At 73.1% G+C, this 13,517-nt stretch carries 14 protein-coding genes; 11 read left to right on the forward strand and 3 right to left on the reverse strand.

Translation table 11 applies throughout. The annotated features are described in order from the left end of the window. Window positions 1-123: 123 nt before the first annotated feature. Both KBY19_RS18110 and KBY19_RS18115 read left to right on the forward strand, forming a co-directional pair. Window positions 124-1,428: an HAD family hydrolase gene (locus KBY19_RS18110; protein WP_185016344.1), complete on the forward strand. Its 1,305-nt coding sequence runs from the start codon at window positions 124-126 to the stop codon at window positions 1,426-1,428. 85 nt (window positions 1,429-1,513) lie between these two features. Further along, window positions 1,514-2,413, forward strand: a complete 900-nt coding sequence (locus tag KBY19_RS18115) for a DUF2510 domain-containing protein (protein WP_247691121.1) — start codon at window positions 1,514-1,516, stop codon at window positions 2,411-2,413. A gap of 33 nt (window positions 2,414-2,446) precedes the next feature. Here KBY19_RS18115 and KBY19_RS18120 read toward each other — a convergent pair whose 3' ends face one another. Further along, window positions 2,447-3,661, reverse strand: coding sequence for an amino acid deaminase/aldolase (locus KBY19_RS18120; RefSeq protein ID WP_185016343.1), 1,215 nt, complete (start codon window positions 3,659-3,661; stop codon window positions 2,447-2,449). Window positions 3,662-3,929: 268 nt separating this feature from the next. Between KBY19_RS18120 and KBY19_RS18125 the strand changes: the two genes are divergently transcribed. Next, window positions 3,930-5,465, forward strand: coding sequence for a hypothetical protein (locus tag KBY19_RS18125; protein WP_210966181.1), 1,536 nt, complete (start codon window positions 3,930-3,932; stop codon window positions 5,463-5,465). Continuing rightward, entirely contained in the window at window positions 5,462-6,730 is a 1,269-nt protein-coding gene (gene mycP / locus KBY19_RS18130; RefSeq protein ID WP_185016341.1) for a type VII secretion-associated serine protease mycosin, read from the forward strand. The genes KBY19_RS18125 and mycP overlap by 4 nt, the downstream gene beginning before the upstream one ends. Here mycP and KBY19_RS18135 read toward each other — a convergent pair. Next, complete coding sequence (locus tag KBY19_RS18135) at window positions 6,639-7,487, reverse strand: serine hydrolase (RefSeq protein WP_210966182.1); 849 nt, start codon at window positions 7,485-7,487, stop codon at window positions 6,639-6,641. The two genes, mycP and KBY19_RS18135, sit on opposite strands and share 92 nt — an antisense overlap. Before the next feature lie 68 nt (window positions 7,488-7,555). Here KBY19_RS18135 and KBY19_RS18140 point away from each other — a divergent pair, with 68 nt between their 5' ends. Continuing rightward, window positions 7,556-8,302: an SseB family protein gene (locus tag KBY19_RS18140; protein ID WP_185016339.1), complete on the forward strand. Its 747-nt coding sequence runs from the start codon at window positions 7,556-7,558 to the stop codon at window positions 8,300-8,302. A gap of 103 nt (window positions 8,303-8,405) precedes the next feature. Continuing rightward, window positions 8,406-9,170, forward strand: coding sequence for an MIP family channel protein (locus tag KBY19_RS18145; RefSeq protein WP_099878851.1), 765 nt, complete (start codon window positions 8,406-8,408; stop codon window positions 9,168-9,170). A gap of 20 nt (window positions 9,171-9,190) precedes the next feature. On the opposite strand, the gene KBY19_RS18150 is transcribed toward KBY19_RS18145, so the two are convergent. After that, a complete protein-coding gene (locus KBY19_RS18150; RefSeq protein ID WP_099878849.1) occupies window positions 9,191-9,565 on the reverse strand; it encodes a DUF1844 domain-containing protein in 375 nt (124 codons plus the stop codon). Window positions 9,566-9,997: 432 nt separating this feature from the next. Between KBY19_RS18150 and infC the strand changes: the two genes are divergently transcribed. The 5 genes from infC to KBY19_RS18175 all read left to right on the forward strand — a co-directional run bounded on the left by infC (window position 9,998) and on the right by KBY19_RS18175 (window position 13,466). Next, the gene (infC, locus tag KBY19_RS18155) at window positions 9,998-10,618 is read left to right on the forward strand and encodes a translation initiation factor IF-3 (protein ID WP_099878848.1); all 621 of its coding nucleotides are present in this window, start codon (window positions 9,998-10,000) and stop codon (window positions 10,616-10,618) included. A gap of 102 nt (window positions 10,619-10,720) precedes the next feature. After that, complete coding sequence (gene rpmI / locus KBY19_RS18160; RefSeq protein WP_099878846.1) at window positions 10,721-10,915, forward strand: 50S ribosomal protein L35; 195 nt, start codon at window positions 10,721-10,723, stop codon at window positions 10,913-10,915. An 81-nt stretch (window positions 10,916-10,996) separates the two neighbouring features. Next, window positions 10,997-11,380 (forward strand): 50S ribosomal protein L20, encoded by a 384-nt coding sequence (gene rplT / locus KBY19_RS18165; protein ID WP_099878845.1) that lies wholly within the window; start codon window positions 10,997-10,999, stop codon window positions 11,378-11,380. Between the two features lie 155 nt (window positions 11,381-11,535). Continuing rightward, window positions 11,536-12,366 carry an RNA methyltransferase gene (locus KBY19_RS18170; protein ID WP_099878843.1) on the forward strand — a complete coding sequence of 277 codons (831 nt, stop codon included), beginning with the start codon at window positions 11,536-11,538 and terminating at the stop codon, window positions 12,364-12,366. A 44-nt stretch (window positions 12,367-12,410) separates the two neighbouring features. Next, window positions 12,411-13,466: an ATP-binding protein gene (locus KBY19_RS18175; RefSeq protein ID WP_099878842.1), complete on the forward strand. Its 1,056-nt coding sequence runs from the start codon at window positions 12,411-12,413 to the stop codon at window positions 13,464-13,466. Window positions 13,467-13,517: the final 51 nt, after the last annotated feature.

Here is a 13,517-nt window from a genome sequence, read left to right on the forward strand (position 1 = left end):
CCCACCCGCGGAGCCCCCAACACCAGGGAGGGGGCCCAAGTGGGCCCCCTCAAGCAATGGTGACGGGGAATTGGATGTAGCGTACACAGAGACACTGTTGATCTCCCAGGAGGGGCGCCCAGCATGCGCAGCAGATCCGTCCTGTCGGCCCTCACCATGGCCGCGGCCCTCGCCGCAACCCTCACCTCCACCCCCGCCCAGGCGCACGGCGCCCACCACACGGGCGGCGCACGCCATTGCCCCCAGCTCTCGAAAAAGCTCAAGTGGTTCGGCGACAACCGCGCCAAGCTCCAGCGCACCATCGACGAGCGCGGCACTTGCTCCGCGAAGTGGCGCGGTGGCGGGCACGGGCACCGTCCGGTCGCCGCGTTCGACTGGGACAACACCATCGTCAAGAACGACGCGACCGACGCCACCATCGCCTGGGCCCTCCGGCACGACAAGATCCTCCGTCCTCAGGACTGGGCGGACACCAGCAAGTGGCTGACTCCGGCCGCCGACCGGGCCCTCACCGAGGCGTGCGGCACCGACGTTCCGGTCGGGAAGCCCCTCCCCACGTCGAGCAACGCCGCGTGCGCCGACGAGATCCTCCAGGTCCGGGGCGAGGCCGAGACGATGAGCGGCCGGCAGGCGTTCGCAGGCGGGTGGAACCACCGCCGTACCGTTCCCCAGTACGCCTGGGTCCCGCAGCTGTTCGCGGGGCACACGGTCGCCGAGCTCCGCTCCTACGCGCGGGCGGCGCGGGACGAGGCGCTGGCGGCGCCCATCGGCAGTGAGCAGCGGGTCGGCACCCACACCGTGCCCGCCTACAGCCGCTACTACGCGCAGCAGAAGGATCTGCTCCGTACGCTCAGGAGGGCCGGGTTCGAGGTCTACGTCGTCTCGGCGGGCTCCGAGCCGGTGGCGGAGGAGTGGGCGAGCGGGGTCGGTATCGACCGCAAGCACACCCTCGCGATCCGCAGCGTCGTCGAGCACGGCAGGATCACGGCCTGGACCGAGGGCTGCGGTGACATGCCCCGCAGCAAGGGCGAGATGATCCCTTACATCGACGGCAAGCGCTGCGTCATCAACCAGGAGATCTTCGGTATCGAGGGCGCCCGTGCCTGGCAGAAGCAGGACCGGGGGCACCGCATCGCCATCGGCGGCGGTGACGCCGACACCGATGTCACCTTCGTCGGGGATGCGACGGGCACCCATCTCGTACTCAACCGCAACAAGCCGGAGATCATGTGCCGGGGGTACGACGACGCCGATGGGCGTTGGGCGGTGAATCCGATGTTCATCGAGCCGCTGCCGCGCAAGGAGACGCCGTATCCGTGCGCCACCGAGGGCCGTACCAACCCTGACGGCTCCCTCGGGCCGGTTCGCAGGAGCAACGGTTCGATCGTCCCCGACCAGGAAGACCTCGCCTACGGCGAGGGGGCGTGAGGCCGGTCTCCTCGCCGTTCTCCTCGCCGTCCTCCGGGCCGCCCTCCATCGTCGTACGTATGTGCCATAGGGTGCGACAGTGAGCATGACGACCCCGCCCGGCTGGTATCCCGATCCCGGGCAGACGCCCCAACTCCCGCCGCAGGAGCGCTGGTGGGACGGCAGCACCTGGACCAGCCACACCCGGCCCGGCACCGGGGTTGCCGCCCCGCTGCCGGGCCGGGGCGGCGGGGCAGGGCGCGGTCCGCTCGTCGCGGGCATCGTGGGCTCGATCGTGCTGGCCGCCGCGCTGGCGGTGGGCGGGGTGCTGCTGCTGGGCGGCAGCGACGGCTCGGACGACAAGGAGCCCAAGGCGGCCTCTTCCTCCTCCTCGAAGCCCTCCGAGAGCCCGGAAGCGGAGAAACCTGGGCCGGACGACGACAAGCCGGCGCCGCACATCTCCCCGGGAGAGGTGGTGTCCATCCCCCGCTTCGGCGTCGGGATGACCGTGCCCCAGGGGTGGGAGCTCAAGAACCCCGACTCGTCCTTCCTCAGCTACCGCGGCAGCTACCCGTGTCCCAAGCCGCAGCCCACGCCCTGCGTGCGCGGTGGCGCCGCGCTGCACCGCTTCCCCGGTGTGTGGGAGAAGGACTCGCTCAAGCAGATCGCCGAGGCCGAGGTGGCCAAGAACGCCAAGGAGTCGTACGGGAAGAAGGCGTACGGCGGTATCACCTCGCACAAGGTCACCGAGTCGGGTGAGGTCACAGTCGCCGGACGGCCGGGGTACCGCATCCGCTGGCGGGTGGAGAACAAGCTCGAACCGGACGCCGACGTGGAGGCGGTCGTCTTCCGCTCCCCGCACGACCGCCAGGACATCCTGGTCATGTGGAGCAGCGTCGACGTCTCCGACGGCGGGCCGTCCGCCGCCGATCTGGACGAGCTCCGCAAGGGGCTCGTCCAGACCGAGCTCGGCCGGCAGGACGACGGCAACACCGAGGCGGTCTGACCGGCGCCGGTGGCAGCGCCGGCACCGGCCCGGTCACAGGAAGGTCATGCCCTCGCCCCGGTAGGTGGGCACCGACCCCGTCACCCGGTCGCCCTCCACCAGGTGCAGCGTGTCGAACCGCTCGCACAGCTCACCTGCCTTCGCGTGCCGGAACCAGACCTTGTCCCCGATGAGCAGGTCGTCGGCGGGCCGGCCCAGCAGCGGGGTCTGCACCTCGCCGGGCCCCTCCTGCGGGGCGTAGCGGAGCCCGGTGGGCAGACAGGGCTCGGGCAGCCGGTCGGGGCCGGCGGCACCGGAGGCCGGATAGCCGCCGCCCAGCACCGTGACCATACCCACGCCGGGCCTGCGCACCACCGGCATGGCGAACAGCGCGGCGGGACGGCCGGTGAACGAGGTGTAGTTGTCGAACAGCCGGGGCACATACAGCCCCGAGCCGGCCGCGATCTCCGTCACCGCCTCCTCGGCCGCGGTGTGCTGGACACTTCCCGTACCACCGCCGTTGACGAACTCCAGGTCCGGCGCCACCGCGCGGACGGCCCGCACCGCCGCGGCGCGCCGCCCCGCCAGTTCGCGCCGGGCCGCCGACTGCATCAGTCGGATCCCGCGTGAGAGCACGGGCGCACCGGCCACGGCGTCCCCCACCCCCGCCACATGGCCCTCGTACGCCATCACCCCCACCAGCTGGAAGCCCGGGCGCCGCTGCACGGCACGGGCGAGATCGGCCAGCTCGGCGGGGGAGTGCAGCGGCGAGCGGCGGCTGCCGATGTGGATCCGGCCGCCCAGCAGCCGCAGCGAGGTGTCCAGTTCGATGCAGACCCGGATCCGCTCGCCGCCCCCGTCGCGTGCCGCGTCGATCAACGCGAGCTGCGCCGGGTCGTCCACCATCACGGTCACCGCCGCGGCCAGCTTGGGATCGCCGGCCAGTTCCGCGTACCCGGCGCGATCGGCCGACGGGTACGCCAGCAGCACATCCGTGATGCCCGATCTGGCCAGCCACAGCGACTCGGCGAGGGTGTAGCTCATCACCCCGCTGAAACCGTCCTTGGCCAGCACCCGCTCCAACAGCGTGCGGCAGCGCACCGACTTGCTGGCCACCCGTACCGGCTTGCCCCCGGCGCGCCGCAGCAGGTCGTCGGCGTTGGCGTCGAACGCCGCCAGGTCCACCAGCGCGAGCGGCGCGTCCAGCTGGGCGGTCGCACGGTCGTACCGGGCGCGGACGGTGGCGGGATCGGCAGTCGAATCGAACACCCTGGCAGCTTGCCACGGGCGCCGGGCGCCGCACAGCCCCGGAACGCCGGACACCTTCCGCGACCGTTCCCGCCGGGGCGCGTTCGCCCACCTCGCCGGGGTCGTCACCCCCTTTGGCCGGGTTGCCGTCCCTCCCGGTTCGCACCGTAGAGTGACGCCGCACGCCGTGACGGGACGGCACGCGGCGAACAGTTCACTGTGGCCACGACGAACATGCCTGCTCAGCCTGGCGTTCGTGCGGGGCGGTATCGCGCGAAGGGGGGCGCACATGGGCACTGACGCCGACCGTGCCGCTGTCCCCGAGCGCCCCGCCACCCCGCCCCGGCCCGCGGCGCCGCCGCCCTCGCTCGCCACGTCCATCCCCGCGCCACCGGCAGCACCACCCCGCCCCGCTGTCCCTCCGCGTCCCAGCGTCCCCCCACGTCCCGTCTCCCCACCACCGTCCGCCGCCGGACCGGCGAGCGCCGTTGCCGACGGCACGGCCGCCGATGGCACGGCCGGCCAGGCCGACATGGATGAGGAGACGGGGCGCGCGCAGGAGGCGGAGCCGACCCCGGAAGACGAGTCCAGCCCACAGATGCCACATTCCAGGGAGAGGGAAGAGGCAGCGGCGGAGCGCTCCGAGCGCGCGTCCGTCCCTGCCCCCCGCGATCCCGCGCACGCCCTCCGTCCCCCCGCTCCCGCACACCTTCCGCAACCCGCGCCCCCCACCGGCGAACCCCTCACCGGCCCTCGCGTCCCGGCCCTGCGCAACGGGCGCCCGCAGAACGGCCGCCCGTACAGCGAGCCGGAAGCCCCCGAGGCCAAGGGCACCGCCGGAGCGCCGCCCGGGTCCCGCACCTCGGACCGCGCTGCCGATCCCTCCCCGGGGACCGGCACCGCACCGGCCGCGCCCGTACCGCCGCCGGCCCCCACGATCCCGCCGCCACCGCCGCGCGTCACCGCCCGGTTCGGCCCGGCCTCGGCCGCCGGTTCCCGTGGGCATGCCCCGCCCACCGTCCGGTCGGTCCTCGCCGCCGTCTGCCTCGTCCTGGGCGTCGGCCTGCTGGGCGGCGCAGGCGCCGGGGTGCTGCTGTCCGGAGACGTCGACCAACGGCCCGCGGTGGCGGCCGGATTCGACGGCGCCCGCGCGGCCTGGCACGAGATCCCCGTCGACGAACTCTTCCCCCGCACCCTCAAGGGCGAGGACGCCGGGCCCGGCGGCGCCGACCGGCGCTGGTCCCGGGTCGCGGTGGCGCCCGACAGCAACTGTGCGCACGCCTTCGACCCGACGCTGGCCAAAGCGCTGGCCCCGGTGGGCTGTGGCCGGCTGGTGCGGGCCACCTACGTCGATGAGACCTCCACCAGCGTCATCACCGTCGGGCTGATGTTCACCAAGGCCGACCCGGCCGCCATGCGCGATCTGCGGGAGCGGTTCGCGTCCCAGAACTTCGCCGACCGCGCCGATCTGATGCCGCGTCCGTACGCCGCGCGCGGTACGGTCGCCGCCGAGTTCGGCGACGCGCAGCGGGCGAGCTGGACCGTCCGGGTGCTGCGGGACGTGCCCGTGGTCGTCTACTCCGTCTCCGGCTTCGCCGACGGCCGGGTGGTCACCGACCCCCAGCCGGCGAACGACGCCACTCGCAAGGGCGAGACCTCGGCCGCCGCCCAGGCCGGACTCGGCCATGACGCCCAGGGCGTCGCCGACCGCATCGAGCGCCGGCTGCGCGAGGCCACCACCCAGCGGGAGTCCGGCTCCGGCGGCGGCGCGCACAAGGCGGACAAGGGCAAGGACGGCGAGGCGGAAGGCGACGAGAACCGATGAAGCGTGTGCTGCGCCCACTGCGCACCCGGCGTGCCCGGCGCACCCTGACCGCCCTCGTGTGTGCCCTGCTCGCCCTCGCACCCGTCACCGCCGGTACGGCACATGCGCAGGGCGAGGGGCTGCAGCGGCAGGAGTGGGCGCTCAAAGCCCTGCACGCCAAGGAGGCGTGGAAGACCACCAAGGGCCGGGGCGTCACCGTCGCCGTGCTGGACACCGGCGTCGACGGCAGCCACCCCGACCTGCACAAGAACGTGCTCGACGGCAAGGACGTGGTCGGTATCGGCGCCGAGAAGGGCGACCGCCACTGGGCCCGGCACGGCACCGCCATGGCCGGGATCATCGCCGGGCACGGCCATGGCAAGGACGGCAAGGACGGGGTGCTCGGCATCGCGCCCGAGGCCCGCATCCTGCCGGTGCGGGTGCTGCTGGAGGAGAAGGACCCGCAGCGCGGCAAGGCCCGCGACCAGCGCAAGACCGCCCTCGCCGACGGCATCCGCTGGGCCGCCGACCACGGCGCCGATGTCATCAACCTCTCCCTGGGCGACGACAGCGACGCCGCGCACCCCGACGCCCGTGAGGACGCCGCGGTCCGCTACGCGCTGCGCAAGGGGGCCGTCGTCGTGGCCTCGGCGGGCAACGGCGGTGAGGACGGCGACCACGTCTCCTATCCCGCCGCCTACCCGGGCGTCATCGCGGTGGCCGCCGTCGACCGCAACGGCGCGCGGGCGGCCTTCTCCACCCGGCGCTGGTACGCGACCGTGGCGGCGCCAGGCAAGGACATCCTCATCGCCGACCCCGACCGCGGCTACTACCAGGGCTGGGGCACCAGCGCCGCCGCGGCCTTCACCTCGGGCGCCGTGGCGCTGGTCCGCGCCGCCCACCCGGATCTGAGCCCCACCCAGATCAAGAAGCTGATCTCGGACACCGCCGGCCACACCCCGGAGGGCGGGCGCAGCGACGCGGTCGGCACCGGGGTGGTGGATCCGGCGGCGGCCATCGAGATGGGCTCCCACATCGAGCCGCGCAAGCAGCAGCCTGCCGTCGGCGAGTACGGCAAGGAGTACTTCGGGTCGGGGCGCCCGGGGGACGAGGGCGGCCCCGGCTGGTTCGCGATCCTGGCGGCCGTGCTGGGTGCCGTACTGATCGGGGTGGCCCTCGCCGTCCACCGCGGTTTCACCCCGTGGCTCCCGCCCCGGCTGCGGATCCGCCCCGTCCGGCCGGGCGGCGGCCCGGGAGGGGGTCCGGCGCCACCCGGTGGTCCATGAGCGCGTGTACCGCCGCGCGGGCGGCCTCCTCCACCGCGGCGATGCCCTCCTCGGCCGTGGCGTGCCCGTCCGAGAGTACGGCCAGCAGCCAGGGGCGGCCCGCGGCGGTCACCCGGCCCACACTGTTGATCACCCACAGACCGGTCGCCGTGCGGGGGAGCCAACCGTTCTTCACCTCGTGAGGCGGCGGCTGTGACGCCTCGTGCGGCGGCCGGGACGCCGCCGGACGCCCGTCCCCGGCCGCCGTCACGCCCCAGCGCTGGGAGTCGACGACACCGCGCATCAGCTCGCGCACCCACTGCCGCGCTCCAGGCGCCGGCACCCGCGGCCCGGGGCCGCGCCCGTGCACGGCGCGCAGCAGCGCCAGCTGGTCGGCGGCCGTCGTCGTACTCAGGCCCCAGCGCCCGTCCTCGGCGGGCCGGGTGCCGACCAGCCCCAGCAGTCGGCCCGCGGCCGTGAGACCCTCCGCACCCCCGGCGGCCCGCCACAGCGCGTTCGCCGCGTCGTTGTCGCTGTGCTGGATCATGGCGGCGGCCCACGTCCTCTCCTGTGCGGTCACCGCCTGTGCCGGGCCGCCGAGGCTGCCCTGCGCCCGCAGCAGCAGCGCCACGAGAATGTGCACCTTCATCACGCTGGCCGCCACGAACGCTCCTGCCTCGCCGTGCACCAGGGCCGCCGCCGGCTCGCCCTCCAGCGACTGCGCGGCCACGGCCAGCCGCGCCGGCGGCCCGTTGCCGGCATCGCTGCGTGTGTTCATCCCACCGACGCTATCGGCGCCCGCCCTCCGGCGCCCCAGCGGTCTCGGCCACCCGATACGCTCGGTGCGTGGCGCTCAAGAACATCCCTCAGCCGGCCTTCTCCAGCGACGACGGCACCGCCGATGCCGAACTCGCCGACGCGCTCGCGGCCTGGCGGGCCGACCGCCGGGTACCGGGGGCCGAGGCCCGCGTTCTGTCGGCTCTGCGCGGGGCCCGGCTGCTCGTTCCCGTCGTCGCCGTCCTGACCGAGGCCGAGACGGGGGAGGACGGGCTGCGCCGTGACAAGACCAGCGAGATGGCCGTCCCCACGCTCAACGCGCCAGGTGGCCGCCGTGCCCTGCCCGCCTTCACCTCCACCGAGGCGCTGGCCCGCTGGCGCCCGGACGCGCGCCCCGTCGCCGTACCGCTGCACCAGGCGCTCCAGGCGGCGGCGCACGAGCAGGCGGACACGCTGCTCCTCGACCTGGCCGGACCGGTGCCCTACGAGCTGACCGGGCCGGCGCTCCATGCGCTCGCCGAGGGCCGCGTCCACACCTCCGCGCTGGCGGACCCCGCCGTCGCCGAGGCGCTGCGGGCCGTGCTCGCGGCCGAGCCCGCGGTCGCCGGCGCCCATCTGACGCCCGGCGACGCCTCGGGGGACGGCACCCTCGCCCTCGCGCTCGTGCCGGACGCCGAAGTGCAGGCCGTCGCCCAGCGGGTGGCCGGAGCGCTGGCCGCCGACGAGACGCTGCGCGCCCGGCTGGTCCGCGGCCTGGACCTGGCACTTCTCCCCGCGGGCAGCCCGCTGCCCGAGTCGGCCTTCTACCGGGCCTGACCGCTCCCGAGGTGCGAGCCGCCGACGGGCGTCGGACACTCAGGGGGAGTGCGGGGAAAGACCGACCCCCGGCTGCCTCCTACGACCCCCACGGGAGGTCGACATGCAGGTCAAGTCGCTCCAGGCGAGCCCCGAGCAGCTCAAGGACCTGGAAGACAAGCCACAGCCGATCGCCGCGGAGTTCCTGGGCACGCTGCTGCTGGTGTTCTTCGGCGTCGGCGCCGCGGTGCTGGCCGCCGAGTACGTCGGCTCGCTGGGCATCGCGCTCACGTTCGGCTTCGTGATGCTCGCCCTCGCCTACGCGATCGGGCCGATCTCCGGTTCCCATGTGAACCCGGCGGTGACGCTCGGGATGTTCCTGGCCGGACGGCTGGACCTGGAGCTGGCGGTGAAGTACTGGATCGCCCAGCTCGTCGGCGGTATCGCGGGTGCCGCGCTGCTGTTCCTGGTCGCCAAGCAGGTTCCGGGCCTGGAGACGAGCGGCAGCTTCGGCAGCAACGGCTTCGGCGACCGCTCGGCGGTGCACATCAACACCGGCGGAGCCTTCGTCGCCGAGCTGATCATGACCTTCCTGTTCGTCTACACGGTGCTCGCGGTGACCCACAAGGTGGCGGTCGTCGGCTTCGACGGGCTGCCCATCGGTATCGCGCTGGCCGTCGTCCATCTGGTCGGCATCCCGCTGACCGGTACCTCGGTCAACCCGGCCCGGAGCCTGGGCCCGGCCGTCTTCGCCGGTGGCTCGGCGCTCACCCAGCTGTGGCTGTTCATCGTGGCGCCCCTGGTGGGAGCGGCCGTCGCCGCGTATGTGCACATGCTCACGCACCCGCAGCCGAACCGTCGGCCGCGGCGCGAGATGAGGGTCAGCTGAGGGGCGCGCTCCCCGGCGGCTCAGCCGTGGACGGGACCGGTGAACTTCTCGCCGGGCCCCTGCCCGGGCTCGTCGGGGACGGTGGACGCCTCGCGGAAGGCCAGCTGCAGCGACTTGAGTCCGTCGCGCAGCGGCGCCGCGTGGTAGGAGCCGATCTCGGTGGCGCTCGCGGTGACCAGGCCGGCCAGGGCGTGGATCAGCTTGCGGGCCTCGTCCAAATCCTTGTGCTGCTCGCCCTCCTCGGCGAGACCGAGATTGACGGCGGCAGAGCTCATCAGGTGCACCGCCACGGTGGTGATCACCTCGACCGCCGGGACATCCGCGATGTCGCGGGTCAGGCTGTCGAAGTCGGGGTTCTGACCGGAGGGCTGCCCGGCGGCTGCGGCGTCGCTCATGCGGATCACCCTAAGCCCCGCCGCTTCCGTATTGTCGTACGGGCCGGGCCGTGCACGGCACGGCCCGGCCCTTCCCGCCGTCCGGCCCGCCCCGCGGCAGGTGCCGCGCGGCGCTTGGTACGCCCTGCTGCTATGCTGGGATATCGACCGGCTGAAGACTGTTCCCGCCGCCATCGTCAGAGAGCGACAGGGACGGGCTCCAGCCCGCAAGTGGAGGCTCCGACTCTCCCACCTGGTGGCCCTGCGGGCCGCGGGTCAACGGTCAGGCTGCGCCCCGCGGAGTTCCGCGGCGGTGCTCCCGGTCTGTGAGGAGCCCCGCCTGTGACCCGTCCGGGGCGTTTTTCGCGCTCGCGAGCGGTGGTCACCCATTGATGACGTAACTCATGCGCGGCCGTCCGCCAGACGCTCGCGCGGTGTACCCGAGGAGGCCCCATCAGCGCCGAGCCCCGCATCAACGACCGCATTCGCGTCCCCGAGGTGCGACTCGTCGGTCCCAGCGGCGAGCAGGTCGGCATCGTGCCGCTTGCCAAGGCCCTGGAGCTCGCCCAGGAATACGACCTCGATCTGGTCGAGGTCGCGGCGAACGCCCGTCCGCCGGTGTGCAAGCTCATGGACTACGGCAAGTTCAAGTACGAGTCGGCCATGAAGGCCCGTGAAGCGCGTAAGAACCAGGCGCACACGGTCATCAAGGAGATGAAGCTCCGGCCGAAGATCGACCCGCACGACTACGACACCAAGAAGGGTCACGTCGTCCGGTTCCTCAAGCAGGGCGACAAGGTCAAGATCACGATCATGTTCCGCGGTCGTGAGCAGTCCCGCCCCGAGCTGGGCTTCCGACTGCTGCAGCGGCTCGCGGACGACGTGTCGGACCTGGGCTTCGTGGAGTCCAACCCGAAGCAGGACGGCCGCAACATGATCATGGTTCTCGGTCCGCACAAGAAGAAGACCGAGGCGATGGCCGAGGCCCGTGAGGCGCAGGCCGCCCGCAAGGCGGAGCGCCAGCAGGGGTCCGCTCCCGTTGAGGAGTCCGCCGAGGAGCCTGCCGAGGCGTGAGCCCTCCCGGGGCACCCGCCCCTGGAACCTGTACGAACAACTGGCGCTTCCGCCTGCCTGGATGACAGCGGAGGCGTCACCGACGAGGAGTGAAACGGCGACATGCCGAAGAACAAGACTCACAGTGGCACCCGCAAGCGCGTCAAGCTCACCGGCTCCGGCAAGGTGATGCGCCAGCGCGCCGGTCGCCGCCACTACCTCGAGCACAAGCCGTCCACGCTGACGCGCCGCCTTGCCGGTAAGACCGAAGCGGCCCCGGCCGACGCCAAGAAGCTCAAGAAGCTTCTCGGCAAGTAAGTCCCCGCACGACCGGGACCCCATCGACCTGGGCCGGAGCAGTGAAGTCCCCTCCCGGCCCCGCCAACAAGGAGTAATCACGTGGCACGCGTCAAGCGGGCAGTAAACGCTCAGAAGAAGCGCCGGGCGATCCTGGAGCAGGCCAGCGGCTACCGCGGCCAGCGTTCCCGCCTGTACCGCAAGGCGAAGGAGCAGGTCACCCACTCCTACGTCTACAACTACAACGACCGCAAGCGCCGCAAGGGCGACTTCCGGCAGCTGTGGATCCAGCGGATCAACGCCGCGGCCCGCGCCAACGGCATCACCTACAACCGCTTCATCCAGGGTCTGAAGGCCGCCTCCATCGAGGTCGACCGCAAGATGCTGGCCGAGCTGGCGGTCAACGACGCCGCCGCCTTCACCGCGCTGGTCGAGGTCGCGCAGAAGGCGCTGCCCAGCGATGTGAACGCCCCGAAGGCCGCCTGAGCGCTGCCGCTTCGCCGTTGACCGGGCGTCGTGGCTGACGCCGTCGGCCCTGTCGCCGCACTCTCGCCGTCGTGGTTTCTCTCCCCCATGCTCCGCACGGGGGTGCCCCCACGGCGGCGAGAAATTTTTATCCGAAAGTGAGCAACTGGCTTGTCATGTCACCCGATCTGACCTCTGTGCGGTCTCCCCGCGTCAGCACAGCGCGCAAGCTCGCCAAACGGAGTTTCCGGGGCAAGGAGCGGCGGTTCCTCGCCGAGGGGCCGCAGGCCGTGCGGGAGGCGGTGGAGCACCTGGTCGAGGTGTATGTGACGCCGGAGGCCGCCGCGCGGCACACGGAGTTGCTGGACGCGGCCCGTACGGCGGGGGTTCCCGTGCTCACGGCCTCTGACGAGGTGATCGGGGCGATGGCCGACACGGTCACGCCGCAGGGGATCGTGGGGCTGTGCCGCTTCCTGGACCGGCCGTTCGAACAGATCGTGGCGGCGCGGCCCCGGCTGGTCGCCGTCCTCGCGCACGTACGCGACCCCGGCAACGCCGGCACCGTGCTGCGCTGCGCCGATGCCGCCGGAGCCGACGCCGTGGTGCTGACCGACGCCTCCGTTGACCTCTACAACCCCAAGGCGGTGCGCGCCTCGGCCGGGTCGCTCTTCCATCTGCCGGTCGCCGTCGATGTGCCCGTCCAGGAGGCGGCGCGCGGGCTCGCCGGGGCCGGGGTGCGGGTGCTGGCGGCCGACGGCGCCGGGGAGCGGGACCTGGATGAGGAACTGGACGCCGGTGCGATGGCCGGTCCCACCGCCTGGGTGTTCGGCAACGAGGCGTGGGGGCTGCCGGAGGAGACCCGGGCCCTGGCGGACTCCGTCGTACGGGTGCCCATCCACGGTCGTGCCGAGAGCCTCAACCTGGCGACCGCCGCAGCCGTCTGCCTCTATGCCTCGGCCCGCGCCCAGCGGGCACACCGAGGGTGCCAAGCGGTCACCCAGAGCTAGTAGGGTGCCGGGGAGCGAGGGTGCCGGAGGAGGAGCGGAACGGGATGGACGTGCGGCCCGACGACCTGCCCGACGGGCTCGTCATCGCCGATGGAGCGGGACGCGTCGTCTGCTTCAACGCCGCGGCCGTCCGGATCACCGGGCGGGCGCGCGAGGAGGCGCTGGGCAGCCCGCTGCACACCGCGCTCCCGCTGGAGGACCTGGACGGGCGCCGCTGGTGGCAGCTCACCGACCCGTACAACGGCCTGGCCATCCGCGACGGGCAGCCCGAGCGGAACCTGCTGCTGCCCGGCGGCCACGAGGTGCTGGTCGCCGCGCGCTATGTACGGCAGCGCCCGCGAGGGCCCGTCGAGCGCGTCGTGGTCACGCTGCGGGGCACCGAGGCCAGACGGCGCACCGAGCGCAGCCACGCGGAGCTGATCGCCACCGTCGCCCACGAACTGCGCTCGCCGCTCACCTCCGTCAAGGGATTCACGGCCACGCTGCTGGCCAAGTGGGAGCGGTTCACCGACGACCAGAAGCGGCTGATGCTGGAGACCGTCAACGCGGACGCCAACCGCGTCACCCGGCTGATCGCCGAACTGCTGGACATCTCCCGGATCGACTCGGGACGGCTGGAGGTGCGCCGCCAGCGGCTGGACATGGCGGCGGTGGTGCAGCGCCATGTGGAGGCCCACGTGGCGGCGGGCCGGCCGGCCTCCCGGTTCAGGACCGAGATCGCCGACGAGCTGCCCGACCTGTGGGCGGACCCCGACAAGGTCGACCAGGTGCTGGCCAACCTGCTGGAAAACGCGGTGCGGCACGGCGAGGGAACTGTCACCATCGAGGTCCAGCCCACCTCGTCCCCCCGCGAGCCGGGCGGCACCGGCACTGCCGTCACGGTCAGCGACGAGGGCCCAGGTATCCCGGAGGAGTCCATGAGCCGCGTGTTCACCCGCTTCTGGCGTGGCAGCAGGCGCGGCGGCACGGGCCTGGGGCTCTACATCGTCAAGGGCATCGTGGAAGCGCACGGCGGCGCCATCACTGTCGAGAGGGCGCCGGCGGGCGGCGCCCGGTTCCGATTTATCCTGCCCGTGGGCGCCCCGGCCTTTCTGGCCTGACCCGCAGGGTCACGCGGCGCACCCGGGCCGACCCGGCAGACCAGCAGCCAA

The sequence above is a fragment of the Streptomyces sp. B15 genome (assembly GCF_018070605.1).
Classification (GTDB): Bacteria; Actinomycetota; Actinomycetes; order Streptomycetales; family Streptomycetaceae; genus Streptomyces; species Streptomyces smyrnaeus.

What these genes read in the sequence shown, in the direction of transcription:
- rpmI (WP_099878846.1), top strand. Translation starts at nt 10,721, where the DNA reads ATGCCGAAGAACAAGACTCACAGTGGCACCCGCAAGCGCGTCAAGCTC.
- mycP (WP_185016341.1), top strand. Translation starts at nt 5,462, where the DNA reads ATGAAGCGTGTGCTGCGCCCACTGCGCACCCGGCGTGCCCGGCGCACC.
- KBY19_RS18135 (WP_210966182.1), bottom strand. Translation starts at nt 7,487, where the DNA reads ATGAACACACGCAGCGATGCCGGCAACGGGCCGCCGGCGCGGCTGGCC.
- KBY19_RS18115 (WP_247691121.1), top strand. Translation starts at nt 1,514, where the DNA reads ATGACGACCCCGCCCGGCTGGTATCCCGATCCCGGGCAGACGCCCCAA.
- KBY19_RS18150 (WP_099878849.1), bottom strand. Translation starts at nt 9,565, where the DNA reads ATGAGCGACGCCGCAGCCGCCGGGCAGCCCTCCGGTCAGAACCCCGAC.
- KBY19_RS18125 (WP_210966181.1), top strand. Translation starts at nt 3,930, where the DNA reads ATGGGCACTGACGCCGACCGTGCCGCTGTCCCCGAGCGCCCCGCCACC.
- KBY19_RS18110 (WP_185016344.1), top strand. Translation starts at nt 124, where the DNA reads ATGCGCAGCAGATCCGTCCTGTCGGCCCTCACCATGGCCGCGGCCCTC.
- KBY19_RS18145 (WP_099878851.1), top strand. Translation starts at nt 8,406, where the DNA reads ATGCAGGTCAAGTCGCTCCAGGCGAGCCCCGAGCAGCTCAAGGACCTG.
- KBY19_RS18170 (WP_099878843.1), top strand. Translation starts at nt 11,536, where the DNA reads ATGTCACCCGATCTGACCTCTGTGCGGTCTCCCCGCGTCAGCACAGCG.
- KBY19_RS18175 (WP_099878842.1), top strand. Translation starts at nt 12,411, where the DNA reads ATGGACGTGCGGCCCGACGACCTGCCCGACGGGCTCGTCATCGCCGAT.